The organism is Sphingomonas sp. PvP018 (assembly GCF_017876865.1).
In the GTDB taxonomy this organism is placed as follows: Bacteria; Pseudomonadota; Alphaproteobacteria; order Sphingomonadales; family Sphingomonadaceae; genus Sphingomonas; species Sphingomonas aerolata.
In genome coordinates, this window is the sequence record NZ_JAGIOU010000001.1 from 2,202,273 (window position 1) to 2,228,677 (window position 26,405).

At 66.7% G+C, this 26,405-nt stretch carries 20 protein-coding genes and 1 tRNA gene; 6 read left to right on the plus strand and 15 right to left on the minus strand.

Annotation, left to right across the window (positions count from 1 at the left end; genetic code table 11):
- The first annotated feature begins 76 nt into the window (after positions 1-76).
- The 3 genes from J3A66_RS09625 (at position 77) to J3A66_RS09635 (ending at position 4,313) form a co-directional block, all read left to right on the plus strand.
- The gene (locus J3A66_RS09625; protein WP_209568496.1) at positions 77-2,266 is read left to right on the plus strand and encodes a PBP1A family penicillin-binding protein; all 2,190 of its coding nucleotides are present in this window, start codon (positions 77-79) and stop codon (positions 2,264-2,266) included.
- A 116-nt stretch (positions 2,267-2,382) separates the two neighbouring features.
- Positions 2,383-3,384 (plus strand): beta-eliminating lyase-related protein, encoded by a 1,002-nt coding sequence (locus J3A66_RS09630; protein WP_209568498.1) that lies wholly within the window; start codon positions 2,383-2,385, stop codon positions 3,382-3,384.
- A complete protein-coding gene (locus J3A66_RS09635) occupies positions 3,381-4,313 on the plus strand; it encodes an EamA family transporter (RefSeq protein ID WP_209568500.1) in 933 nt (310 codons plus the stop codon). The genes J3A66_RS09630 and J3A66_RS09635 overlap by 4 nt, the downstream gene beginning before the upstream one ends.
- Here the strand turns inward: J3A66_RS09635 and J3A66_RS09640 are convergent.
- Positions 4,226-5,062, minus strand: coding sequence for an NAD(P)-dependent oxidoreductase (locus J3A66_RS09640; RefSeq protein ID WP_183937546.1), 837 nt, complete (start codon positions 5,060-5,062; stop codon positions 4,226-4,228). The genes J3A66_RS09635 and J3A66_RS09640 overlap by 88 nt on opposite strands.
- Positions 5,059-6,801 carry a M28 family metallopeptidase gene (locus tag J3A66_RS09645; protein WP_209568502.1) on the minus strand — a complete coding sequence of 581 codons (1,743 nt, stop codon included), beginning with the start codon at positions 6,799-6,801 and terminating at the stop codon, positions 5,059-5,061. Before J3A66_RS09645 ends, J3A66_RS09640 begins: the two co-directional genes overlap by 4 nt.
- Positions 6,802-6,920: 119 nt before the next feature.
- Here J3A66_RS09645 and pepN point away from each other — a divergent pair, with 119 nt between their 5' ends.
- A complete protein-coding gene (gene pepN, locus J3A66_RS09650) occupies positions 6,921-9,533 on the plus strand; it encodes an aminopeptidase N (protein WP_209568504.1) in 2,613 nt (870 codons plus the stop codon).
- A gap of 34 nt (positions 9,534-9,567) precedes the next feature.
- Here the strand turns inward: pepN and J3A66_RS09655 are convergent, their stop codons facing one another.
- The 7 genes from J3A66_RS09655 to J3A66_RS09685 all read right to left on the minus strand — a co-directional run bounded on the left by J3A66_RS09655 (position 9,568) and on the right by J3A66_RS09685 (position 19,462).
- On the minus strand, positions 9,568-9,912 hold the full coding sequence (locus J3A66_RS09655; protein WP_209568506.1) for a tRNA-binding protein: 345 nt from the start codon (positions 9,910-9,912) through the stop codon (positions 9,568-9,570).
- Positions 9,913-9,914: 2 nt separating this feature from the next.
- Positions 9,915-10,589, minus strand: coding sequence for a glutathione S-transferase family protein (locus tag J3A66_RS09660; protein ID WP_031396481.1), 675 nt, complete (start codon positions 10,587-10,589; stop codon positions 9,915-9,917).
- Positions 10,590-10,912: 323 nt separating this feature from the next.
- A complete protein-coding gene (gltB, locus tag J3A66_RS09665) occupies positions 10,913-15,427 on the minus strand; it encodes a glutamate synthase large subunit (RefSeq protein WP_166746678.1) in 4,515 nt (1,504 codons plus the stop codon).
- Between the two features lie 2 nt (positions 15,428-15,429).
- Complete coding sequence (locus J3A66_RS09670; protein ID WP_209568508.1) at positions 15,430-16,011, minus strand: DUF2059 domain-containing protein; 582 nt, start codon at positions 16,009-16,011, stop codon at positions 15,430-15,432.
- Positions 16,008-17,450, minus strand: coding sequence for an NAD(P)-dependent oxidoreductase (locus tag J3A66_RS09675; RefSeq protein WP_209568510.1), 1,443 nt, complete (start codon positions 17,448-17,450; stop codon positions 16,008-16,010). The genes J3A66_RS09670 and J3A66_RS09675 overlap by 4 nt, the downstream gene beginning before the upstream one ends.
- A gap of 152 nt (positions 17,451-17,602) precedes the next feature.
- The gene (locus J3A66_RS09680) at positions 17,603-18,412 is read right to left on the minus strand and encodes an undecaprenyl-diphosphate phosphatase (protein WP_031441542.1); all 810 of its coding nucleotides are present in this window, start codon (positions 18,410-18,412) and stop codon (positions 17,603-17,605) included.
- 72 nt (positions 18,413-18,484) lie between these two features.
- The gene (locus tag J3A66_RS09685; RefSeq protein ID WP_209568512.1) at positions 18,485-19,462 is read right to left on the minus strand and encodes a complex I NDUFA9 subunit family protein; all 978 of its coding nucleotides are present in this window, start codon (positions 19,460-19,462) and stop codon (positions 18,485-18,487) included.
- 102 nt (positions 19,463-19,564) lie between these two features.
- Between J3A66_RS09685 and J3A66_RS09690 the strand changes: the two genes are divergently transcribed.
- A tRNA-Leu gene (locus tag J3A66_RS09690) sits at positions 19,565-19,651 on the plus strand.
- A 582-nt stretch (positions 19,652-20,233) separates the two neighbouring features.
- The gene (locus J3A66_RS09695) at positions 20,234-20,725 is read left to right on the plus strand and encodes a MucR family transcriptional regulator (RefSeq protein WP_031394198.1); all 492 of its coding nucleotides are present in this window, start codon (positions 20,234-20,236) and stop codon (positions 20,723-20,725) included.
- Positions 20,726-20,862: 137 nt separating this feature from the next.
- Here the strand turns inward: J3A66_RS09695 and J3A66_RS09700 are convergent, their stop codons facing one another.
- From J3A66_RS09700 to J3A66_RS09725, 6 genes are all read right to left on the minus strand, one after another.
- The gene (locus J3A66_RS09700) at positions 20,863-21,765 is read right to left on the minus strand and encodes a flagellar motor protein MotB (protein ID WP_031441540.1); all 903 of its coding nucleotides are present in this window, start codon (positions 21,763-21,765) and stop codon (positions 20,863-20,865) included.
- Position 21,766: 1 nt separating this feature from the next.
- The gene (gene motA, locus J3A66_RS09705) at positions 21,767-22,630 is read right to left on the minus strand and encodes a flagellar motor stator protein MotA (RefSeq protein ID WP_031394196.1); all 864 of its coding nucleotides are present in this window, start codon (positions 22,628-22,630) and stop codon (positions 21,767-21,769) included.
- A gap of 111 nt (positions 22,631-22,741) precedes the next feature.
- Positions 22,742-23,635, minus strand: coding sequence for a flagellin (locus tag J3A66_RS09710; protein ID WP_192141023.1), 894 nt, complete (start codon positions 23,633-23,635; stop codon positions 22,742-22,744).
- A 5-nt stretch (positions 23,636-23,640) separates the two neighbouring features.
- The gene (gene flgK, locus J3A66_RS09715; protein WP_209568514.1) at positions 23,641-24,990 is read right to left on the minus strand and encodes a flagellar hook-associated protein FlgK; all 1,350 of its coding nucleotides are present in this window, start codon (positions 24,988-24,990) and stop codon (positions 23,641-23,643) included.
- Positions 24,987-25,316 carry a rod-binding protein gene (locus tag J3A66_RS09720; RefSeq protein ID WP_209568516.1) on the minus strand — a complete coding sequence of 110 codons (330 nt, stop codon included), beginning with the start codon at positions 25,314-25,316 and terminating at the stop codon, positions 24,987-24,989. The genes flgK and J3A66_RS09720 overlap by 4 nt, the downstream gene beginning before the upstream one ends.
- The gene (locus tag J3A66_RS09725; protein ID WP_192099153.1) at positions 25,313-26,404 is read right to left on the minus strand and encodes a flagellar basal body P-ring protein FlgI; all 1,092 of its coding nucleotides are present in this window, start codon (positions 26,402-26,404) and stop codon (positions 25,313-25,315) included. Before J3A66_RS09725 ends, J3A66_RS09720 begins: the two co-directional genes overlap by 4 nt.
- Between the last annotated feature and the right edge of the window lies 1 nt (position 26,405).

A 26,405-nucleotide genomic window follows, 5' to 3' on the forward strand; every position in this document is an offset into this window, starting at 1 on the left:
GCTGTCGCTCAGCGCATGTACACGTTAAGCGTGCGCATAGGCTTGTCCGAACTGTCATAGAACGATAACACACCAGATGCCCGACCGCTGGAACGATCCGATGCGCCCCGATCCCTTCGACCCCGCCCGATCCGGCTCCGGCATGTCCGGCGAACGCGAGCCCTATGCCTATGAACGCGAGCGGTTGATCACCGAGCGCGAACGCCTGCGCGAGAAATATGAGCGCGAGCGACTGGGCCAGGATCCGGGCGGCGATTACGATCCCCGCCAGGACGATGGCTACCCCCAGCCCGCGACACCGCGGCGCAGGCGGGGCGGGATCGGCCGGTGGGTCGTACGCGGCACCGGTATCGGCATCATCCTGCTGGTGATCGCGATCATCTGGCTGGCGATCACCGCGCCTTTGTCGAAATCGCTGCAGCCGCCGACCCCGCCCTCGATCACGCTCACCGCCGATGACGGCACGCCGATCGCCCGACGCGGCGCGATCATCGGCAAGCCGGTCGACGCGGCGACGCTGCCGCCGCACGTGCGCGAGGCGTTCCTCGCGATCGAGGACCGCCGCTTCTATTCGCACTGGGGTATCGACCCGCGCGGGATCGCGCGCGCGGCTTGGGCGAATCTCGGGTCGGGCGGGGTGCGTCAGGGCGGCAGCACGATCACGCAACAGCTCGCGAAGAACGCGTTCCTCGATTCGGACCGCACCGCGACGCGCAAGATCCGGGAGGCGATGATCGCCGTCTGGCTCGAGGCATGGCTGTCGAAGGACGAGATTCTCTCGCGCTATCTGTCGAACGTGTATTTCGGCGACAACACCTATGGGATCAGCGCGGCCGCCAAACATTATTTCGGCCGGACACCCGCGGCGCTGAACGTCGGCCAGGCAGCGATGCTCGCCGGGCTGGTCAAGGCGCCGTCGCGACTTGCCCCGACCTCCAACCTCGAGGGTGCGCGCAAGCGTGAAGCCGTCGTCGTCGGCGCGATGGTCGCCGCAGGCTTCCTTACCGAAGCGGAGGGCGATGCGGTCCGCCCGCAACGCGTGCTGTCGAACCGCCCGACGCAACTTCCCAACGGCACCTATTTCGCCGACTGGATCTTGCCCGAGGCGCGCGACCAGGCGGGCGAGGTGAAGACCGAGACGACCGTCCGGACCACGCTCGATCCGCGGCTGCAACGTGCCGCCGAACGAACCGTCGCGCGCGCCGGACTGCGCGAGGCGCAGGTCGCGCTGGTGGCGATGCGCCCCGATGGCCGCGTCGTCGCGATGGTCGGCGGCAAGGACTACCGCAAGAGCCCGTTCAACCGCGCGACGCAGGCGCGGCGCCAGCCCGGCTCGACGTTCAAGCTGTTCGTCTATCTCGCCGCGATGCGCGCGGGGATGACACCCGATTCGACGATCGAGGACCGCCCGGTGACGATCGGCGACTGGACGCCCAAGAACAGCGACGGGCGCTATCAGGGGACGATCACGCTGCGCCAGGCATTTGCCCGATCGTCCAACGTTGCCGCCGCCAGGCTGACGCAAGAAGTCGGCGTCCGGGCGGTGATCAAGGCGGCGCGCGACCTGGGCATTTCCACGCCCATTCCGAACGAGGCGACGATCGGTCTCGGCACCTCGACCGTGTCGCTGCTCGAACTGACCGCCGCCTATGCCGCGATCGCGCGCGAGACCTATCCGGTGCAGCCGCGCGGGCTGGCCGATGTTCGGGAAAAGGGCTGGTATCAGTCGCTGACCGGGGGTTCGACCGCCCTGCCGCCGAAGATCCATGACGAGATGCTCGACTTGCTCGCCGCCTCGATCCGCAACGGAACCGGGCGGAGCGCCAACCTGACGGTCGATGCGTTCGGCAAGACCGGGACGACGTCGGACAACAAGGATGCGCTGTTCGTCGGCTTCGCGCGCGACCTAGTGGTCGGCGTATGGGTCGGCAACGATGACAACAGCTCGAATCCCGGCCTGTCTGGCGGCGGCATCCCCGCGCGGATCTGGCGCGACTTCATGCAGTCCGCGCTGGGCATCGCCCCCGTCGCCGCCCCCGCGCCGCCGGTCGAGGAGATCGACCCCGATGCACTGCCCCCCGAAGACGGGGACAACAGCGTCCTGCCGCTCGGTGGCGAGATCGAGGGGCTCGGCTTCAACCTGAAGATGGGCGAGGACGGGACGATCTCGGTCGGCCCCGCACGCCGCGATCGCCCTGAGGATGGGCCACCACGCGACGATCGCCGGCCGCCCGAGGAGGAACCGGGGTTTGACGAGGGGCAGTAGTTCGATCCCCCGCCGTCATCCTGACGAAAGTCAGGCGCCGGGATAACGACGTAGAAGGGGGCGACCCAGGCGAAGCGCCCGTTGACGCCATCACCGCATCGCAGCATGTCCTGACGATGCGCTTTTTCTCCGACAACGCCGCCAGGATCCACCCACAGGTCATGGCCGCGATCGCCGCCGCCGACACGCTCGACACCGCCTATGCGGGTGATCAATGGAGCCAGCAGCTCGACGGCCGCCTGTCGGCGCTGTTCGAAACCGAGGTCGCGGTGCTGTGGGTGCCTACCGGCACCGCCGCCAACTGCCTCGCGCTCGCCGCGCTGTGCCCGCCGCATGGCGGCATCGTCTGCCACCGCGACGCGCATATCCAGAATGACGAGGGCGGCGCGCCCGAATTCTACACGCACGGTGCCAAGCTGTTCCTCGCCGATGGGGACGGCGCGAAGCTGACGCCCGCGACGATCCGCACCGTCCTCGACGCGATCCCCGACGACGTCCACCGCGTCCAGCCGCACGCGATCTCGATCACCAACGCCACCGAATATGGCCGGGTTTACCTTCCCCACGAGGTCGCCGAGATCGGCGCGCTCGCGCGTGAGCGCGGGCTCGGCTTCCACATGGACGGCGCGCGTTTTGCGAACGCGATGGTCCATGCGGGATGCTCGCCCGCCGACATGACGTGGCGCGCGGGCGTCGACGCGCTCAGTTTCGGGTTCGTCAAGAACGGCGCGATGAGCGCGGAGGCGCTGGTGTTCTTCAAGCCCGAGCTCGCCGCCGTCACCCAGTATCGCCGCAAGCGCGCGGGCCTGCTCCTGTCGAAGGGGCGGTATCTGGCCGCACAGATCCTCGCGATGCTCGAGAACGACCTCTGGCTCGCCAATGGCAAGGCCGCGAACCAGGCTGCCACGCGACTGGCCGCGGCCGCGGGCGACCGCCTCGTCCATTCGGTCGAGGCCAACGAGGTCTTTCTCCGCGCGACCCCCGACGAGGCCGCCGCGCTCCGCGCGCAGGGGTTCGATTTCTATGACTGGGCGGCAGGCGAGATCCGGCTGGTGACCGCGTGGGACACGCCGGTCGGTCCGGTCGACCAGCTCGCGGACGCGATCCGGGCGTTATGACCGGGCCGTCCGGTTCGCCGCAACCCCCGATCCAGTCGACGCGTGCAGCGGTGCTGGTCCCGTTCGGGATCGTCACGCTGATCTGGGGGTCGACCTGGCTTGTCATCCGCGACCAGATCGCGGTGGTGCCGCCGAGCTGGTCGATCAGCTACCGCTTCCTCATCGCCGGCATCGCGATGGCGATCTATGCGCGGGTAAAGCGCGAAAGCCTCGTGCTCGACGCCCGCGGCTACGCCTTTGCCGCGGTCATCGGTACCGCGCTGTTCGCGTTCAATTTCAACTTCGTCTACCGCGCCGAGCATTATGTGACGTCGGGGCTGGTCGCGGTGGTGTTCGCGTTGCTGCTCGTCCCCAACGCGGTGTTCGGCCGCATCTTCCTGGGGCAGAAGCTCGGGCGACAATTGATGCTCGGGTGCGGCGTCGCGATGGCGGGCGTCGCATTGCTGTTCGTCAACGAGGCGCGGGTCGATCCGCATGGTCCGCATTCCGCGACCATCGGCATCGCCCTGACGCTGGGCGGCGTCCTCGCCGCGTCGATCGCCAATGTCATGCAGGGCAGCGCGTTTGCCAAACGTTATCCGATGGCCCCGATGCTGGCGATCGCGATGCTGATCGGTGCGACGCTCGACGCGACCTTCGCCTGGATCACGACCGGGCCACCGGTGTTCGAGCTGCGGCTGGGCTATATCGCCGGGATCCTCTATCTCGGCATCTTCGCCTCCGCGCTCGCCTTCCCGCTCTACTTCAACGTCATCCGCGCGATCGGGCCTGCCAAGGCGGCCTATTCGGGGGTGATCGTGCCGGTCATCGCGATGATCTTATCGACGATCTTCGAGCATTATCACTGGTCGACGCTGGCGGTGGCCGGTGCGGTGCTCGCCGGTGCCGGGCTCGTCATCGCGCTCAGCGCCCGCAGACCCGCCCGGTAATCCGGCCAGGTCGGCGTCCAGCGCAGGACGCGCTTCGCCTTGCCGTTCGCGACCCGCCGGTTCTCGGCGTAGAAACCACGGCCCATGGCCGACAGCTGCTCGATCGTCACGAACGGCGGCGCGGGCAGGCCGAGCAGCGCCGCGGCGAAGGCGACGACGTCGTTCTGCGACGCGGGGACGTCGTCCGCCAGATTATAGGCGCCCGGCGGCGCATCGAACGCCGCGATCACGCCCGCGCCGATATCGTCGACATGTGCGCGACTGAACACCTGTCCCGGCTGGTCGATCCGGTGCGCCTTGCCCTCACGCACGCGGTCGAGCGGCGACCGCCCGGGGCCGTAGATGCCGGGCAGGCGAAAGGTCCGCGCACCGATCGCGAGCCAGTCGGCATCCGCCGCGGCGCGCGCACTCCGGCGTCCGCCGCCGATCGGCGCGGTCTCGTCGACCCAGGCACCACCGGCATCGCCGTAGACGCCGGTCGACGACAGATAGCCGAGCCAGGCGCGCGTCCGCAGCAGCGCCGATCCGTAGCGCGCCAGAACGGGGTCGGCGTCATGCTCGGGCGGGACCGAGGACAGGATATGCGTCGCCGCGGCGATCTCCGTCATGACCGCGGCGGCGTCGTCGAACCGGATCGTGCCGTCGCGACCGTCGCGCGACGTGCCGACGACATGCCACCCGTCCCCGGCCAGGCGGCGTGCGATCCGCGACGCGGTATAGCCGAGGCCGAAGACGAGCAGCCGGCTCATTTCGCGGCCGCCGCCCGGCCCATCGGCCCCTTGTAGAGCGTGCCGAAATAATCGCCCGCATTCCAGACCGGCCGCTCCGCGCCATCGGCGATCTCACGCGCGATCCGGTAGTTCGCATCGACGAACCGCACGCCCTGATCCCACAGGATCGGCTGCGACAGATCGTCAGACGGCTTGTGATAATTGTTCGCCATGAAATAGGCGACCGCGGCCTTGCCCGGCCCCTTCTGCCCCGGCCACAGGAACACCGCCGGGATCCCCTTTTGCACGAAGCGGAAATGATCCGAGCGGACGAAGATTCCCTCTTCGGGCATCGGATCGGGCGACAGGCCGACACCGATCGCCGCGACCGCCTTCTGGACAATCGGGCCGAGCGTCGATCGATCCGCGCCGAACACCACCATGTCCTCGAACTTGTAGGTCAGGATCGGCATGTCGAGGTTCACGTCCGCGACGATATTGGCGAGCGGCACGGTCGGATGGTTGGTGAAATAATCGCTGCCGACCAGCCCCTTTTCCTCGCCCGTGACCGCGAGGAAGATCAGCGTGCGCTTCGAGCCCTTGCCGCTGGTCGTGAATCGCTTGGCTTCCTCGATCAGGCTGGCGATGCCGATCGCATTGTCGAGCGCGCCGTTGTTGAGCGCATCGCCGTCCTTCGCGCCGTTCGCGGGCCGGGTGATGCCGATGTGATCGAGATGCGCGGACAGCACGACGACCTCCTTGCCGAGCACCGGATCGGTGCCGGGAATGACGCCGACGACGTTGCTGCTTGCCGCCGGCGCGAAGCTCGTCTTGGTCGCGACCGTCAGCGTGCCTGCAAGCGGCGCCGACTTGAACTTCGCATTGTCCGACCGCGCCTGCTTGGCGATCGCCTTCCATGAGGCGCCGAACAGCTTGGTCGCGCCTGTGACGCTCAGCGTGCCGAGCGACGGCGCGCCGGGCGCGTCGACCTTGCCGGTGCCGTCGAGGTTGGCCCAGGTCATCCGGGCGGCGTCGTAGAATTGCGCCGATCGCGCGAACGGGCGGGCCTTGGCGGTCCGCGGGCTTTCGAGCGTGATCACGCCGACCGCCCCCTTGCTTTCGGCGGTCCGGGCCTTGGTGCCGCCGGATCCGAAAAAGGCACGTTCCTCGCCGCTGAACCGCGCCGGCGCACCGCCGAAATAGGCGACGATCTTGCCGCGGACGTCGACGCCGGCATAGTCGTTCTGGCCGTATTGCGGGGCGTCGATGCCATAGCCGACGAACACGATCGGCGCCGAAACCGCGGTATCGGCCTTCGCACCGTTGGCGGCGGGTACATAATCTGCCGCAAACACCAGCAGCTGCGCGGCGCCAGACTGCGGCGTCCAGGTGAAGCTGCCCTTGTCCGCGGCCTTGTAGCTCACCAGCGGCACGCGCTGCAGATAGCCGGCATCGTCACCGCCCGGCCGCAGACCGGCGGCATAGAATTGCGCCGCAACATATTGCGCGGCGATGTCGAACTCGGGGCTGCCCGCCTCGCGCCCCTTCATCGCATCGGAGGCGAGGAACAGGACGTGCGCCTTCATCGCCGCCTGATCCGCCGGCAGCGGCGCTGCGAGCCGTGCATTGAGGATCGCCGGATCGGGCTTTGCGGCCGGGGTGGCCCCCGATGCGGGTGCCGGTGTCGGCGCGGCGGCTTTCGGTTGCGGGGCCGACGTCTGCGCCAGCGTCGCCGTGGAGAGGGCGAGCACCGAGAGCGCGCCGATGAACCGATACATGCCGAAATCCTCGCAAGACGAACGTGTTGCAGCCGGGTAGCACGCCGGCCGCGACACGCAAGCACAGCCCGGCAAGCTTTGGCTGGCGGAGCCCGCGACGGCCCCTATATTCGACGTCTATGCTCGACATCCAACACAGCCTCGCCCAGCCCGACATCGCTGCCCCGGTCGCCATTCGCCGGGTCGATTATACGGCGCCGGCCTGGCTGGTGCCGACGACACGGCTGGAGTTCACGCTCGATCCGTCCGCGACACGTGTCATCGCGACGCTGTCCGTCACCCGCAACGGTGACCACCGCGATCCGCTGAAGCTCGATGGGGCAGGCCAGCGCCCGCTGTCGATCATGGTTGACGGCGTCGCGGTCAACGACTGGCATTTCGAGGGCGAGCAGCTGGTGATCCCCCTGTCGGGTGACGCGCATGTCGTCGAGACCGAGGTCGAGATCGCCCCCGACCGCAACACCCAGCTGATGGGGCTCTATGCCTCGGGCGGCAATCTGTGCACGCAGTGCGAGGCGGAGGGGTTTCGGCGCATCACCTATTTCCCCGACCGCCCCGACGTGCTCAGCCGCTATTCGGTGCGGATGACGGCGGACAAGGCGCGCTTCCCCGTGCTGCTGGCGAACGGCGACCCCGTCGCACAGGGCGATCTCGCCGATGGCCGCCACTGGGCGGAATGGAACGACCCCTTCCCCAAGCCCTCCTATCTCTTCGCGATCGTCGCCGGGGATCTCGCGGTCAATTCGGGCCGTTTCACGACGATGTCGGGGCGCGAGGTGTCGCTCGGCATCTGGGTGCGCAAGGCGGACCTCGCCAAGACCGATCATGCGCTCGAGGCGCTGGCGCTCTCCATGGCCTGGGACGAGGCGACCTATGGCCGCGAATATGATCTCGACGTGTTCAACATCGTCGCGGTCGACGACTTCAATTTCGGCGCGATGGAGAACAAGGGCCTCAACATCTTCAACTCGCGCTACATCCTGGCCGACCCCGATACCGCGACCGATTATGACTATGACGCGATCGCCGCGGTTGTCGCGCATGAATATTTCCACAACTGGTCGGGCAACCGGATCACCTGCCGCGACTGGTTCCAGCTGTCACTGAAGGAGGGCTTCACGGTCTATCGCGATCAGGGCTTCTCCGCCGACCAGGGCAGCCGCGCGGTCAAGCGGATCGAGGACGTCCGCGGCCTGCGCGCGTCGCAGTTTCCCGAGGATTCAGGACCGCTCGCGCATCCCGTCCGCCCCGAATCCTACCAGGAGATCTCGAACTTCTACACCGCGACCATCTACAACAAGGGCGCCGAGCTGATCCGCATGATGGCAGCGATCCTCGGACCGAAGAACTTCCGGGCGGGGACCGATCTGTATTTCGACCGCTTCGACGGCACCGCCGCGACCTGCGAGGATTTCGTCGCGAGCATGGAAGAGGCGAGCGGGATCGATCTGACGCAGTTCCGCCTCTGGTATTCGCAGGCAGGCACTCCGCGCCTCTCGGCAAGCCTGTCGCATGATCCCGTGGCGCGGCGCGCGACGCTGACGCTGGCACAGCATGTGCCCGCCACGCCGGGCCAGCCGGACAAGGCGCCGATGGTCCTGCCGCTCGCGATCAAGCTGTTCGGTGCCGACACGGGCACCGCGCTGATCGACGAACGGCTCGTCCTGCTCGACGGGCCGGGCGAGACGATCCGGTTCGAGGGGATCGACGAACGCCCGGTCCTGTCGATAAACCGCGGCTTTTCCGCGCCGGTCGTGGTCGAAAGCGATCGCAGCGCGGCGGACCTCGCCTTTCTCAGCGCGCATGACGACGATCCCTTCGCGCGGTACGAGGCGATGCAGCAGCTGATGCTCGAGACGCTCGTGGCCAGCGCGAGCACGGGTCGGGCGGAGCATGACGGTGTGATCGCCGCGGTCGCCCGGACGCTGGAGGATCCCGATCTCGACCCCGCCTTCATCGCCGAAGCGGTGATGCTGCCGTCCGAGAGCTTTATCGGCGACCAGATGCGGATCGTCGATCCCGACGCCATCTTCCGCGCACGCGACGGCCTGCGTCGCGATCTCGGCACGCAGCTCGAACGCCAGTGGCGCCAGGCGCATGCGCGCGCCGGTTCGGCACCCTTTGCCTATACGCCGGAGGGCAAGGGCCTGCGCCGGCTGCGCTCGGTCGCGCTCGCCTATATCATGGCGAGCGACGCACCCGACGCTGCCGAACTGGCACTCGCGCAGTTCGAGGGGGCGGACAACATGACCGACCGCCAGGGCGCGCTGACCGCGCTCGTCAGTTCGACCGCGGCACAGCGCGACGCGGCGCTCGACCGCTTCTACGCGCGCTACAGCAGCAATCCGCTGGTGCTCGACAAGTGGTTCCAGACCCAGGCCCAGTCGTCACGCGACGATACAGGCACGGTCGTCGCGGCGCTCGCGCGCCATCCCGACTTCACGCTGACCAATCCGAACCGCGCGCGCGCGCTCATCGGCGCGTTCGCGGCGAACCAGCGCGCCTTCCATGCGATCGACGGCAGCGGCTATCGCTTCCTCGCGGATCATCTGATTGCGCTCGACCGGCTCAATCCGCAGACGGCGGCAAAGCTCCTGCCGCCGCTCGGTCGCTGGCGCCGGTTCGACGCCAAACGCGCCGGGCTGATGCGTGCGGAACTCGAGCGGATTCTGAACACGCCCGGACTGTCGCGCGACATGGTCGAGCAGAGCTCGAAAAGCCTCGAGGGCTAGGCGCCGGGCCGTATTCGGCCCGGACGGCGGCGCGTCAGAAGAGACGGCCGCCGTTCGGAACGGGCTCGGACGGTGCGATCAGCACGACCTTGCCGTCGGCATCGGGAAAGCCGAGCGTCAGCACCTCGGACATCATCGGCCCGATCTGCCGCGGCGGGAAATTGATCACCGCGGCGACCTGGCGGCCGACGAGCGTCTCGGGCGAATAATGGTCGGTGATCTGGGCCGAGGATCGCTTGGTCCCGATCGTGTCACCGAAATCGATCGTCAGCTTGAACGCAGGCTTGCGGGCCTCGGGAAATGGCTCGACCGCGATGATCGTGCCGACCCGGATATCCACCCTGGCGAAATCGTCGAACGCGATCACGGGCTCGGCCATCGTCAGAAATCCACATTGTCGTAATGCGCGGGCGGCGCGATCAATTCCATGCGCTCGCTGAGCAAGGGACGAAAGCTCGGCCGGCTCTTGAACCCGCGATACCAGCGTGCCGTCTGGTCGTGCCCCTTCCAGTCGATCCCGCCGAGATAATCCGTGACCGAGATCTGCGCCGCGGCGGCCAGATCAACGAGGCTCATCGTCGCGCCGCCCAGCCAGTTGCGGTGATCGAGCAGGTAATCGGTGTAATCCAGATGTCCCACCGCCGCCTTCATCGCCTCGCGCAGGCCCTTGGCATCAGGTGCGGCGCGGTGCGCGAGGCGCTTGACCATCCGCTCGTGGAGCAGCGGGCCGGTCACGTCGCGATAGAAATGCGTGTCGAACCACGTCACCAGCCGGCGGATCTCCGCGCGGTTGGTCGCGGTGCCGTTGATCATCGCCGACTTCTCGACGGTTTCTTCGAAAAATTCGCAGATCGCCATCGAATCGATCAGCGGTGCCACGCCGCGCGACGCATCAACCATCACCGGCGTCTGCCCCGCGGGGTTCATGTCCATGAACTCGTCACGCCGCTCCCAGGGCGATTCGCGGACGAGCTCGTAGCCGATGCCCTTCTCGCCCAGCAGCAAGCGCACCTTTCGCGAGAAGGGACATAAGGGGAATTGATAAAGCTGCCACATAGCGTCCGTTTAGGCGGCATCGGGCGGGTGTGTCACTAGCGCGGGTTTGCTGGTGAGTAAGAAGATTGGGTTCGCGTGGAGACGCGGAGGCGCGGAGGTGTCGCGCTCGCTATGAGCGAAGCTCGTTCATCACCGATCGCGATCAAGAAGAAGCAGAGGGAATCTAGCTCCGCGTCTCCGCGTCTCCGCGTGAACCCCCTTCTTTCCCCCTCCCCGGCGAAGGCCGGGGCCCAGTTGGGACGCGCAGATAACGAAGCGCGGTGCTCCGTTACTGCGACCTTTCCAACTGGGCCCCGGCCTTCGCCGGGGTGGTGGAAGCACCGCTATTCCGCCGCGACCAGCTCCGCGCTGTCATCCAGCGGATGCGGCAGGCGCGTCAGCATTTCCTTCGGGACGATCTGCCAGAAATGCGGTGCCACCCGGTCCCAGTCCTCGAGCAGGCCCTTCGACCATTTGCTGTCGGTCGTATCCGCATGATCGCGCACCAGGTCGAGCAGGACATCCGCCCAGTGGAGCGACTTGACCCGGTCCCAGGTGATGTTCTCGGGGTTGGCACGCTTTGCGAACAGGCCCTCGGGATCATAGACGAACGCCATCCCGCCGGTCATCCCCGCGCCGAAGTTCGCCCCCACCGCGCCGAGCACGACCGCGATTCCGTTGGTCATGTATTCGCAGCCGTTCGCGCCACAGCCCTCGACGACCACGGTTGCACCCGAGTTGCGGACTGCGAACCGCTCGCCCGCCTGCCCCGCCGCGAACAGCCGGCCGCTGGTCGCGCCATAGAGCACGGTGTTGCCGATGATCGTGTTGTCCTGGCTGGCGAGCGGCGAACTCACCGCGGGCCGGACGATGATCGTCCCCCCCGACAGTCCCTTACCGACATAGTCGTTCGAATCGCCGAACACCTCGAGCGTGATCCCCTTGCAGAGGAACGCGCCGAGCGACTGGCCCGCCGAGCCCCGCAACCGGATCGTGACGTGATCGTCGGCGAGCGTCGACATGCCGAACTTGCGCGTGATCTCGCTGGACAGCCGCGTCCCCACCGCGCGGTGCGTGTTGCGCACCGAATAGGTCAGCTGCATCTTCTCGCCGCGCGAGAACACCGCGGCGGCATCCTTGATGATCTGCGCGTCGAGGCTGTCGGGCACTTCGTTGCGGAAGGTCGAGAGCGAGAAACGCCGCTCGGCATCCGACGCATCGACCTTGGCAAGGATCGGGTTGAGATCGAGATCGTCGAGATGCTCGGCACCGCGGCTGACCTGCCGCAACAGCTCGGTCCGGCCGATCACGTCGTCGAGGCTCTTCACGCCCAGCCGCGCGAGGATGTCGCGGACTTCCTCGGCGATGAACGTCATCAGGTTGATGACCTTCTCGGGCGTGCCGACGAACTTCTGCCTGAGCGCGTCATTCTGCGTGCAGATACCGACCGGGCAGGTGTTCGAATGACACTGGCGGACCATGATGCAGCCCATCGCCACCAGCGACAGCGTGCCAATCCCGAACTCCTCCGCGCCGAGGATCGCGGCGATCACGATGTCGCGTCCGGTCTTGAGCCCGCCATCGGTGCGCAGCCGCACGCGTCCGCGCAGGCCGTTGAGCGTCAGCACCTGGTTGACCTCGGACAGCCCCATTTCCCACGGCGTGCCCGCATATTTGATCGACGTCTGCGGCGACGCGCCGGTGCCGCCGACATGCCCCGCGATCAGGATCACGTCGGCATGCGCCTTCGCGACGCCCGCCGCCACGGTGCCGATTCCCGCCGAGCTGACGAGCTTCACACAGACGCGCGCGCGCGGATTGATCTGCTTCAGGTCATAGATGAGCTGCGCCAGATCCTCGATCGAGTAGATGTCGTGATGCGGCGGCGGCGAGATCAACGTCACGCCGGGCGTCGCATGACGCAGCTTGGCGATGAACTCGGTCACCTTGAAGCCGGGCAGCTGGCCGCCCTCGCCGGGCTTGGCGCCTTGCGCCACCTTGACCTCGATCTCCTCGCACGCGTTCAGATATTCCGCGGTCACGCCGAACCGGCCGCTCGCGATCTGCTTGATCGTCGAGTTCGCATTGTCGCCGTTCGCGTACGGCACGAAGCGCGACTTGTCCTCGCCGCCCTCGCCCGACACCGCTTTCGCGCCGATCCGGTTCATCGCGATCGCCAACGTCTCGTGCGCCTCGGGGGATAGCGCGCCGAGCGACATGCCCGGCGTCACGAACCGCTTGCGGATCTCGGTGATCGCCTCGACCTGGTCGACGGGCACGCCCTCGGCCGGGAAGTTGAACTGGAGCAGGTCGCGCAGATACACCGGCGGCAGGTCCGACACCCCGCGCGAGAATTGGAGGTAGCTCGTATAGCTGTCGGTCGCGACCGCCGTCTGGAGCAGATGCATCAGCTGCGCCGAATAGGCATGCGTCTCGCCGGTGTGGCGCTGGCGATAGAAGCCGCCGATCGGCAGCGTCGCGACCGCCGGATCGAACGCCGCTTCGTGGCGATCGGTCGCGTTGACGTGAAGCGAGGCATAGCCCTCGCCGCTGATCTTCGCGGGCATGCCGGGGAAAAGGTCGTTCACCAGGCTGCGCGACAGGCCGACCGCCTCGAAATTATAGCCGCCACGGTAGGACGAGATGACCGCGATGCCCATCTTCGACATGATCTTGAGCAGCCCCTCCTCGACCGCGACGCGGTGGCGGCGGAGGCATTCGGCGAGATCGAGATCACCGAACAGTCCGCGGCTCTGGCGATCGACGATCGCGGCCTCGGCCAGATACGCGTTCACGGTGGTCGCGCCGACGCCGATCAGCACCGCATAATAATGCGTGTCGAGACATTCCGCGGTGCGCACATTGATTGACGCATAGGAGCGCAGGCCGCGACGGACGAGATGCGTGTGCACCGCCGCTACCGCGAGCACCCCGGCGATGCCGACCCGGTCCTCGCCAATCGCCTCGTCGGTCAGGAACAGCTCGCTCTTGCCCTGGCGGACCGCCTGCTCGGCCTCGTTGCGGATCCGCTGGATCGCCGCGCGCAGCTTCTCCGGGCCGCCGCCCGCATCGAAGGTGCAGTCGATCTCGGCGACCGCGCCGCCGAAATGCGCCTTCAGCCGCGCCCAATGCTCACCGGTAAGCACGGGTGAATCGAGCACCAGCACGCGCTCGCGCTGGTCGCGCACGTCGAGGATGTTGGCGAGATTGCCGAACCGCGTCTTGAGCGACATCACGTGCCGCTCGCGCAGCGGGTCGATTGGCGGGTTAGTCACTTGGCTGAAATTCTGGCGGAAGAACTGGCTGATCAACCGCGGCTTGTCCGAAATGACCGCGAGCGGCGTATCGTCGCCCATCGATCCGATCGCTTCCTTGGCCGATTCGACCATCGGCGACAGGATAAGCTCCATGTCCTCGATCGTCTGCCCGGCCGCGACCTGACGCCGTGCCAGCTCGGCGCGATCATAGCGGACCACGGCATCCTCGACCGACGGCAGGTCTGCCAGCGTGTGGAACTCGCCGATCATCGCGGCATAGTCGGCCTCGCCGGAGATGCGATCCTTGACCGCGCGGTCCTGCAGCAGCCGCCCTTCGTCGAGGTCGACCGCGATCATCTCGCCCGGCCCGAGCCGCCCCTTGGCGATGATCGTCGATTCGGGGACGACGACCATCCCGCTTTCCGACCCGACGATCAGCAGCCCGTCGACGGTCAACGTATAGCGCAGCGGTCTGAGCGCGTTGCGGTCCATGCCCGCGACGGCCCAGCGGCCATCGGTCATCGCCAGCGCGGCCGGGCCGTCCCATGGCTCCATCACCGACGCCAGATACTGGTACATCGCGCGGTGCTCAGGCGGCATGTCGGGGCTTGCTGCCTCGGGCACCAGCATCAGCTTTGCGGTCGGCGCATCGCGACCCGACCGGCAGATCGCCTCGAACACCGCATCGAGCGCGGCGGTATCGGACGCGCCCGCCGGGATCACCGGCTTGATGTCCTCCGAATTGTCGCCAAAGGCGAGGCTCGCCATCCGGATCTCGTGGGAGAGCATCCAGTTCTTGTTGCCGCGGATCGTGTTGATCTCGCCGTTATGCGCAAGGCAGCGGAACGGCTGCGCCAACCACCATTGCGGGAAGGTGTTGGTCGAATAGCGTTGGTGGAAGATCGCGACGCGGCTCTCGAACCGCTGGTCGCACAAATCGGGATAGAAGACCGACAGCGATTCGGCGAGGAAGAGCCCCTTGTAGATGATCGAGCGGCACGACAGCGAACAGATGTAGAAGCCCTGGATCTGCGCCGCGATCACGCGCTTCTCGATACGCCTGCGGACCAGATACAGCGTCTTTTCGAACTCGGCGGCGTCCTGCTCGTCGGGCAGCGGCCCGGCGATCATGATCTGCTCGATCTCGGGGCGCGTCGCCTGCGCCTTCTGGCCGATCACCGACACGTCGACGGGCACCTGGCGCCAGCCATAGATGGTATAGCCCGCCTCGATGATCGCGCTCTCGACGATCGTCCGGCAATCCTCCTGCGCCCCCAGATCGGTGCGCGGCAGGAAGATCATGCCGACCGCGAGCCGGTTCGGCCGCACCTTGTGCCCCGAGGCGGCGACCGCGTCGTCGAAGAACTTGAGCGGAAGGTCGATGTGAAGCCCAGCGCCATCGCCGGTCTTGCCGTCCGCATCGACCGCGCCGCGGTGCCACACCGCCTTCAGCGCATCGACCGCGGACTGCACGACGCGCCGCGAGGCGCGGCCGTCGGTCGCGGCGACGAGCCCGACGCCGCAGGCATCACCCTCGAACTCGGGGCGGTACATGCCGTGTTCGGCGAGATATTGGCGCTGATCGGTGCTGGAATCGGTCATCGTCACTTCTTCTTTTGCTCGGGCGTGGCAACGTGCTTGGCGAATTCGGCGACATCGGCCTGCATGTGGCGCATCGAGGATTCCATCATCGACCGCTGCCACGCGGCGACGTCAGGATCGGCCATGATCGTCAGCGACTGCTGCATGTACAGGCGTCCGCTCGGCGTCGCGAAGAACGCCTTGATGTCGCGACACTGGGCGACGTCGAAGCGGCGCGCATAGGCACGCGCCATCGCATCGAACATGCCCGGCATGCCGTCGCGCATCAACGTCAGCGTGCGAGTCTGCTGCTGGTTCATGAAGGCGGCAAACTGCGCCTGCATCTGCGGATTTTTAGCCATTGCGCTGCTGAACATCGGGCTCTGCGCCATGCCCTGCTGGAGATTGCCCAACATCGGCGCGATCATGCCCTCGATCATCCGCGCGCGCGATTCGGGCGGCATCAAGACGTCGATCAATTCGCGCGCTGCTGCGAGTCGGGCCGGATCAGGGGCCGCGGCGGCAACAGGCGGTGTCTGCGCATGCGCCGCCGACGGGACTACCGCACCCGCCAGCAACACCGCCCCAAGAAACCCGAGCCTCATGCCGCGACCTTCGCGTTCGCAGCCTTGGTCTTGAGATATTTGTGCATCGTCGCCGCCACGTCGCGGCCGTCGCGGATCGCCCACACGACCAGGCTCGCCCCGCGGACGATGTCGCCCGCCGCGAACACGCCGTCGAGGCTGGTCATCAGCGTCTTGCCGTCGACCAGCACGGTGCCCCAGCGGCTCACCCCCAGTTCGGGCGTCGCGAACAGCGTCGGCAGGTCCTCGGCATCGAAGCCCAGCGCCTTGATGACGAGGTCGGCATCGACCGAATAGTCACCGGCGGGATCGGGTTCGGGCGTGCGGCGACCGCTCGCATCGGCTGCGCCCAGACGCATCTTGCGCACCCTGACGCTCGACACGGCCTCGCCGCCGTCGAAGCTCTGCGGGCCCGACAGCCAGACGAACTCGACGCCCTCCTCCTCGGCATTGGCGACTTCGCGCTGCGACCCCGGCATGTTCGCGCGGTCGCGGCGATAGAGGCACTTCACCGACTTGGCGCCCTGGCGGATCGCGGTGCGGACGCAGTCCATCGCGGTATCGCCGCCGCCGATCACGACGACGTCCTTGCCCTCGGCATTGAGGCTGCCGTCGTCGAAAGCGGGGACTGCATCACCAAACCCCTTGCGGTTCGACGCGACGAGGAAGTCGAGCGCGGCGACCACGCCATTGGAGCCGCCACCGGGGAGGTCCATCGCGCGCGCCTTGTACACGCCGGTCGCGATCAGGATCGCGTCGTGGCGCTGGCGCAGTTCGTCGAGGCTAGCGTCGTCGCCGACCGCAAAACCTTCATGAAACACGATCCCCGCGGTCTTCAGTCGCTCGACCCGACGCATGACGATCGGCTTTTCGAGCTTGAACCCGGGGATGCCATAGGTGAGCAGACCGCCCGCGCGGTCGTAACGATCATAGACGTGCACGTCATAGCCGTGGCCGCGCAGATATTCGGCGGCGCTCAGCCCGGCAGGCCCTGCCCCGATCACGCCGACCGACTGGCCGCGAGACTTGCCGGGGACCAGCGGCTCGACCCAGCCATTCTCCCAGGCGGTGTCGGTGATGAACTTTTCGACCGAGCCGATCGTGACCGCGCCATGGCCCGTGAACTCGATGACGCAATTGCCCTCGCACAGCCGGTCCTGCGGACAGATGCGACCGCAGATCTCGGGCATGGTCGAGGTCGCGTTGCTCAACTCATACGCCTCGCGGAGCCGGCCCTCGGCGGTCAGGCGCAGCCAGTCAGGGATATGGTTGTGGAGCGGACAATGGACCGAGCAATAGGGCACGCCGCATTGCGAACAGCGCCCCGCCTGCTCCTCGGCGGGTTCGACCGCATAGCGCGCAGCGATCTCGCGGAAATCGTCCGCGCGTTCCGCCGCATTACGCTTGTCGGGATAGGATTGCTCCCGCCCGACGAATTTGAGCATCGAATCGTTCGCCATGAATGCCTCCGACAATCGCGTTATTGCGTAGTCGGAGGTTTGTCACGGCAAAAACGCCCATTAAGTCAGCTCTACTGACCTATAAATTACGCCAAATCTCGCAGGCCGGGAGATATATTCACAAATCTCGCGGAATATATCCCGACTCGGACCTATTTCGACAGGAGCCATACCAGCGCGGCGGAGCCCGCGGCGATGCGATACCATGCAAACGGCACAAACCCGTGCTTTGTGACGATCCCGACAAACCATTTGACCACCAGCAACGCGACGACGAACGAAACGAGCGCGCCGATCGCGATCGACAACAGGCCGACACCCTCGCCGCTGGTCAGCGCCGCATGGTTCTTCATCAGTTCGAGCCCGCTCGCCCCCAGCATCGTGGGGATGGCGAGGAAGAAGCTGAACTCGGCGGCGGTGCGCCGCTCGACGCCAAGTGCCAGCGCCCCGAGGATTGTTGCGCCCGAGCGGCTGACGCCAGGGATCATCGCGAGGCACTGGAGCAGGCCGATCCCGACGACGGTGCGCAGCGGGATGTCCGCGACACCGCTGATGTCGCTGCGCGGTGCGAACCGCTCGACCGCGAGAATGGCGAAGCCGCCAACGACCAGCGCGATCGCGACCACCTCGGCATTGCCGAGCAGCGCCTCGATATAATGATGCAGCGCCAGGCCGATCACCGCGGCGGGAATAAAGGCGACCACCAGATTGCGCAGGAACAGCCAGGATTTCGGCTCGCGGCGAATGAGGCCCATGCCCACCGCCCAGAAGGTCCGCCAGTACAGGACTACGATCGCAAGGATCGCGCCGAGCTGGATGACGACGTTGAACACCTCCCAGCGCCCCGCATCATAGCCGAGCAGCCGCGTCGCGAGGATGAGATGGCCTGTCGACGAGACCGGCAGGAATTCGGTGATCCCCTCGACGATGCCGAGAAGGATGACGGTAAGAAGTTCGGACACGCAAAAGCTCCCGCAGCGCGGTGAATCAGGACTGGTCGATCAGTGTCGATGGCGGCTGGACCCGCATCGGGATCAGGCCACGTGGGTCGCCGAATGCATGTCCGCCTGGGTGTCGGCCCGAGTTGCGGCACGGCGGCCGAACCGCCCAGCCTTGCGGAAACGGACGAGCCAGCCCGGCGCGACCGTCGACATCGGCGTCGCCTCGATCCCCATCGCCTTCAACCCGTCGACCCCGGTGACGATATTGTCGCTCTGCAGCATCCGCCACTGATCCTGGGTGATCGGCGCGCCTGGCAGGAACCCGGCCTTGGCGATCAGTGCCCCGGCAAAATCGGGCAATTCGACGATCGACGGTTCGCGGCCGATCGCGGCGGCGATCCAGCGGATCAGGTTGCCCATGGTGATGACGTCGGGCCCGCCGATCTCCAGCGTCTTGCCGCCGAACGTCTCGGGAGCCACGGCCGCGGCGACGATCGCGTCCGCGACATTGCCGACGAACACGGGCTGGAACTTTGCTCCTGCGCGCAGCACGGGCACGACCGGCGCCTTGGCGATCATCCCGGCGAAGCGGTTCACGAACTGATCCTCCTGCCCGAAGATGATCGACGGCCGCAGGATCGTCGCGTTGGGGAAGGCCGCACGGACCGCCGCCTCGCCCTCGCCCTTCGACTTGCCATAGGCCGAGTCCGATGCGGCGTCCGCACCGATCGCCGAGACATGGACCAGCGCGCCGACCCCCGCCGTGGCGGCGGCCTCCGCCACGGTCCGCGCGCCGAGCGCCTGGACGCCGTGGAAATCACCCGCCAGCACCCCGACCAGATTCACGACGATGTCGGCACCCTGCACCGCCTGCGCGATCGTCGCGGGCTTGGTTACGTCGGCGCCGACGAATTGCGTCTGCCCGAGCCCGCCGAGCGGCTTGAGAAAAAACGCCTGCCGCGGATCGCGCTGTGCGATCCGGACCCGCGCACCCGACGCCAGCAGCGCCTGCGCGACATAGCGGCCGACGAAACCTCCGCCCCCGATCAGCGTCACCAGTCTGTCGTTCATCGCCCGTCCGTCCAATTCTTTATGCCTGCCCGCCCTTTGCCCCAGCAAGAGGGTTGTTGACAAGCATCGCAACCCTCCACTAGAGGCGCCCTCCTACCCCGTGCCCGGATGGCGGAATTGGTAGACGCACCAGCTTCAGGTGCTGGCGATCGCAAGGTCGTGGAGGTTCGAGTCCTCTTCCGGGCACCATTCTCGCCGAGCGGGTGAGACGACGGTCAGCGCCTTGGGCGGACCGTCGGGCAGCCGATCGGCAATGCCCCAAGCAATCAGATCTTAGCTCTCACATTACCGACCACCTCGGCAACCGAGGCCCGGTCCGCCGTCAGATCGGCGCTCCAGCGTTAGGCCTGCTGCCCGGGTTCGATGCACTGCTGCGCGCGCGTCCGGCTTGAGCTGGCCGACCTCAGCCGCACGCCGCCCCAGACTTCGGAAGGACTATCAAAGACCGTGAGGGGTTAGGGTCAACCGTCTTTCCTCCGCAGTAGCATTCAGGTCCATGGTACCGGTCCCATATTCATTCCACGGATCAATCAGGCCTGATCTGCATCATAGTTAATGAAGATATCGGACATTATCCCCTATAGTAAGTGGCTGCCCGGACCACTTCGCGATCTTCCTGGAGACTGCATCCAAGCTGGGGAAATTGCGTCTTGAGACCGTGCCGCACGGCTTTTGGAAGAAAATGCATAGCAAATGGCATAATAGGTTCAAATCGGATGTTGATTATAGGGCTCTCTAGGCGTAGGCGTCGATCAAAGACTGGAGCATATCATGTCCGAAGACATTATTGAGCTGAACGCTGTTGAATTGGCGACCGAACTGACGATCGCGTGGCTGACAAACCCCAATACGCGCACGTCCGCCGAAGAGGTTCCGTCGTTCCTCGGCAAGATGCACGACACCGTGTCTGCATTGCTGGGCACGTCGACGGAGGAGCCCGTGGTCGAGCCCGTCGCCGAATACACCCCGGCAGTTTCGGTCCGGAAATCGCTGGCATCGAAAGATCACATCATCTCAATGATCGACGGCAAGCCATACAAGACACTGCGCCGCCACCTGGCGACACACGGCATGACGCCGATCGAATATCGCGAACGCTACGGGCTGAAGCCGGACTATCCGATGGTCGCCGAGACCTATTCGGAAAGCCGCCGTGCCATGGCCAAGAAGATCGGTCTCGGTCGCAAGCCCGGCGCCCGCAAGACCGAAGCCCCGGCTGCTGCGCCGCAGCGCAAGCGCAAGGTCGAGGCTGTCGCCGAATAAGCAACGCGGGTCGATCGATACGAGCGCCTGCAGGGGCCGGTGGTTCGCCACCGGCCCCTTTTCGCATTAGGCAGGTCGCACGCGCCACTGCCGCCCCTCACCGCCCCGGTTGACACCGGCCGGGGCGTCGCGCCGGACTAGCTGCCGAAACGACCCCGACGGTAGAGCAGGGTGATCGCGACGCGCCGGTTGCGCGGATCGCTCGGGTTCTTGACGATCAGCGGCTCGCGGTCCGCGACACCCTCGATCCGTTCGAAGCGCGCCTCGGGCGTGCCGCCGGCGAGCAGCCGCCGTCGTGTCGCCTCGGCGCGGCCCGACGAGAGCATCCAGTTGTTCATCGCGCGCGGATCGCCATAGGGCACGCTGTCGGTATGCCCGCGGATCATGATCGGGTTCGCCGACCCTGCGATCGATCCCGCGATCATCCCGATCAGATCGCCTGCCCTGGCGTCGAGCGCCGTCGTGCCCAGCGCGAACATCGAATAATCGGCATCGTCGATCAGGTCGATGCGCATCCCGTCCTGGGTCGGCACGAAGCGGATATGGCTCGCGAGACGCGACAGGTTCTTCGACTGTTCGATCTGGCGGAGCACCTTGCGGCGCATCGCGTCGAAATTGCGGCGATCCTCCGCATTCAGCGCGTCGAGCCCCTTCTTGTTGCCCTTTGGCCCGGTGCCGGTGTCCGCGCCGCCCGCCCCTGCGTTCGGAATGGCGATCTGCGGCAGGCTGGTCTGTCCGGCTTGCGGACCGATCTTGTTCTTCGACAGGATCGATTCGCCACCGAGCAGCGCACCGCCGCCGATCCCCAGCGTGTGCGTGTCGATCAGCGTCGGCGCGAAATAGTCGGCAATGCCCTTGCGCTGTTTCTCGGTCGTCGCGCCGAGGATCCACAGCAGCAGGAAGAACGCCATCATCGCGGTCACGAAATCGGCATAGGCGACCTTCCAGGCACCGCCATGATGGCCGCCATGGCCCTCGATATAGACCTTCTTGACGATGATCTTGGGCGGCTGGTTCGCCCCGTGCGGCGCGCGTGCCATCCTACTTCCCGCGCAGCCCGTCAAAGACTTCCGCGAAGCCCGGCTGGTTGCGATGCGCGATCCCCGAGCGCGCCGCCTCGATCACCAGCGGCTGCGGGTGGCCGTGGAGCGAGGCGATGATGATCTGCTTCACCACGCCGTAGATCGAGGCGTCCGCGTCGAGCACCTGCTTCAGCCGGTTCGCCAGCGGTGCGACCATGCCATAGGCCAGCAGCACGCCCATGAACGTGCCGACCAGCGCCGACCCGATCATCGAGCCGAGCACCGACGGCGGCTTGTCGATCGATCCCATCGTCTTCACCACGCCGAGCACCGCCGCGACGATACCGAGCGCGGGCAGCGCGTCGGCGAGGCTGGTCAGCGTGCCGTGCGCACTTTCCTCCTCATGATGATGCGTCTTGATCGACTGGTCCATCACCTCCTCGACCGCGTGCACGTCGAGTGTACCGCTCGACACCACGACGAGGCGCAGCGTGTCGGCGATCAGGTTGATCAGCGCGTGATCCTTCAGCAGCTTGGGGTATTCGGCGAACACCGCGGAGGAATTGGGATCCTCGACATGCGGCTCGAGCGCGATCGGCCCGTCGACGCGCAGCATCTTCATCAGCTTGCTGACGAGAAAGATGACGTCGAGATAATCCTGCTTCTTGTATTTCGGGCCTTTGAACACCTTCATCAGCCCGCCGCCGAGCCCTTTCAGCTCCTTGCCCGAATTGCCGATGATCAGCGCGCCGGCGGCGGCACCGCCGATGATGAGCATCTCGTGCGGGATCGCCTCAAGCACGGGGCCGAGCGCCCCGCCGGTGAACGCGAAGCCGCCGAACACCATGACGAGCAAAACGACGATGCCGATAATCGGAAACATGGTGCTGGAAATTCCCCCAAAGCCCGGAACGCCGGCCCTGTCGCCGGAGGATTAACCGGATTTCGTAGCTATCCGGTTACCGGACCCGCCCGATCCGCTCTATAAATGCGCTCAGCGAAGATAATCGAACAGCGACAGCGCGCTGAGCTTCGAAAAGCTCGCCTGAGTCGCCGACAGGATCGTCATCGTCTTCTGCAATTCGGTGATCGCCGTCGTGATGTCGGTGCCCTCGATCGACTGGCGGGTGTCCTCGCGGTCGACCGCGACGTCCTTCAGCCGGGCGGTTTCGAGATCGACCCGCGACGCGCGCGCACCGAGCGACGCCTGGATCGACGACACCTGTTCCGACGCCGCCGACAGATCGTCGAGCGCGGTATCGAGCGAGGCGGGATCATAGCTTTCGGCCTGGAGCGCGGTCGCGATCGCGCTCAATACCGCCAGCGTGTCCTTGCCGTCGGCGCGCAGCACGCGCGACGCCGATTCGTTCGCCTGCACGCTCGCGCCGTCGCCGACCGGGATCGGCGAGACACTGGTCGTCGCCAGCGCATAGCTGCCATCGGCCTGCTTCACCGCCGCGGGCCCGCCGTCCGCGCCGCCGAAGATCGGCTGGCCGCGCAGGTCCTTCACGTTCGCAAGACTCGCGATCGTATCGACGATCCCCGCAATTTCGACACCGATCGCCTTGCGCGCATCGCCGCTCAGCGTGCCGTTGCGCGCCTGCACCGTGAGTTCGGACACGCGCTGCAACTGCGCGGTGATCGCGCTGAGCGTGGTGTCCGACTGTTTCAGCACCGATGCGGCGGTCGTCAGGTTCGCGGCATAGGCCTTGTCGTCGACGGCATCGCGCGCGAGCCCCGCCAGCCGCTGATAGGCGGCGCTGTCGGACGAGGGCGCGGTGAATTTGATGCCGGACGAGATCTGCGTCTGCAACGCGTCCGCCTGCTTCGACAGCGTATTCATCGCCTTGGCCGAGCGGTCGTAGAACAGGCTGGTCGCGATCTGCATAAGGCCTACCGGATCTCGAGGATGGTCTGGAGGATGTCGCGCGCGGTCTGGATGACGCGGCTCGACGCCTGATAGGCCTGCTGGAAGCGGAGCAGGTCGACCGCCTCGCTGTCGAGGTCGACACCACTGCCCGAGTCGCGTGCGGTCACCGCGCCGTCGCGGATCGCGCCCTGCGCATCGCCGACCAGCTTGCGCTGCTCCAGCGACGCCGCATTGCTGGTGATCATGTTGGTCAGCCGCTGTTCGCTGCCCGTCGTCGGGTCGCGCGTCGCGAGTAGCGCGGCCAGGTTCGACGCATCGCGCGCGCCGCCGGTCGCGCCCGCCGCGGCAATACCGCGCGGATCGGTCAGCGCGACGGTGATGCTGGTCGGAGTGTCGCCGGTCTTGAACAACGGCGTGCCCGCCTTGCCGTCGAGATCGCGCCCCTGCGCCTGGATGGCATTGACCTGCGTGGTGAAATCGGTCGCGATGCCGTTCAGCGTGTCGCGCGCCGCAACGATCTTCTGCGCGCCCTCGGCATAGCCGGCCAGCGCGCCGCCCGACGGCGTCACCGCCGATGTCGTGCCCGTCCGCTGCACGACGAACCCGACCGCGCCCTCGTCATTCTTCAGATAGCTGACATTGCCCGCATCGGGTCCCGCCACGAATACCGGGCCGCTCGCGCCGCCCAGCCGCACCGTCGCACGGCCGAGATCGTCGAACTCCGTACTGATATCGGTGATCGTGCTCATCTGCTCGAGCAACTGGTCGCGCTGGTCGCCGAGCTGCGCGGCGTTGGTCGACCCCTTCTGGCTACGCGCGATGCCGTCATTGACCTTGGCGAGCGCGGTGCCGAACGAATTGAGCGTCTGCGTCGCTTGGCGCGTCGCGGTGTCGAGATCGGCCGCCGCGGTGTCGAGCGCCTTGCCCGTCGCGGTGAACGCCGCGGCCGCGCTGGTCGCGGATTCGAGCATCACCGACCGGGCCGGCACCGAGGTCGGGTCCGCCGACAAGGTCTGCGCGGCGGAAAAGAAGCTGGTTAGTCGGTCGCCGAGCTTGTTATCGGTCAGCGACGTCTCGATCCGCCCGAGCCAGGCCGCCGCGGTCTCCGTCCTGGCAAGATCCGACCCGGCGTTGCGGACCGCGAGCGAACGGAACGTGTCGGCCGAGCGCGAGATGCCGGTGACGGTGACGCCGTTGCTGCCCGTCGCGACGCTCGCATTGATGCCACTGCCGATCGAGGTCACCTGGCCGAGATTCGTCGTCCGCCGGGTATAACCCGCGGTGCCGGTGTTCGCGATGTTCTCGGACACGGTGTTCAGCGCGGTCTGGTACGCCCGCACGCCTGACGCGCCGATCGACAGGAGGTCGCTCATGGCGACGGCTCTGCCGCGCCCGGGTTAAGATCGGATTGCGATTTGGCGAGGAAATCGGTCATCGCCTTGCCGATGCCGAGCGGCGTGTGCTCGGCCATGGTCTGCGCGACGCGGGCGTCCTGCATTTCGGTAAAGGTGTCGAGGGCCTTCGATTCGAACAGCGAATCGCTTAATTTCGCCTGGCGCATGCTCTTCAGCATCATGCCGGTGAAGACCGCCTCGAACTTCTTGCCCGCCTTGTCGAGATTGTCGTTCGACTTCAGCCGGCTCGTATCGGTCGAGATGCCGCCCGCATCGATCGGGCCGGGGGCTGTGATCGAGCTCACAGGACGATCAACTCGGCCTTGAGCGCGCCGGCTTCCTTCAGCGCCTCGAGGATCGCGACCAGATCGGCGGGCGACGCGCCGATCGCGTTCACCGCCTTGACGATGTCGGCAAGCCTGGGGCCGGGGTTCAGCAGGAACATCGGGCGACGCTCCTCCTCGACCGCGACCGCGCTGTTCGGCGTGACGACGGTCTGGCCCTGGCTGAACGGCGCGGGCTGGCTCACCTGTGGCTTCTCGTCGATCCGCACCGTCAGCTTCCCATGCGTCACCGCGGCAGGCCCCACGCGCACCGCGGAGTTTATAACGACCGTACCGGTGCGCGCATTTACGATTACTTTTGCCGAGGGCTCGGCGGAGACGACGTCGAGATTCTCGATCGTCGACATCAGGGTCGCACGAACGTCCGCACCGACCGGCGCGCGGACCGCGACCGAAACCGCGTCGATCGCCTGTGCACTGCCGAAGCCCAGCTTCGAATTGATCGCGCCCGCGACGTTCTGCGCGGTGGTGAAATCGGCGCGCGCAAGGTTGAAGGTCAGCATCGGCGCGCTGTCGAACCCGGTCGCGACCGCCCGTTCGACCGTCGCGCCCTCGGGAATGCGCCCGGTCGAGGGGATGTTTACGACGATCTTGGAGCCATCCGCACCTTCCGCGCCAAGCCCGCCGACCGCGAGATTGCCCTGCGCCATCGCATAGATCTGGTTATCCGCGCCGAGCAGCGGCGTCATGATCAGGCTGCCGCCGCGCAGGCTCTTGGCCTTGCCCATCGACGCGACGGTGATGTCGAGCCGCTGGCCGGGCTTGGCGAAGGGCGGCAGTTCGGCGGTGATCATCACCACCGCGGCGTTCTTCATCCCCGGATTGGCGTTGGGCGGCAGCTGCAGCCCGAAGCGCGACGCGACCGCTTTCAGCGACTGGACGGTATATTCCAGATTGTCGTCGCCCGTGCCGGGCAGCCCGACGACGATGCCGTAGCCGGTCAGCTGGTTCGACCGGATCCCCTGGAACCCGCCCAGATCCTTGATCCGGTCGGCAGACGCCGGTGCAGCGATCAGGAGCGAGGCGAGAAGGGCGAGCAGGAAGCGCATG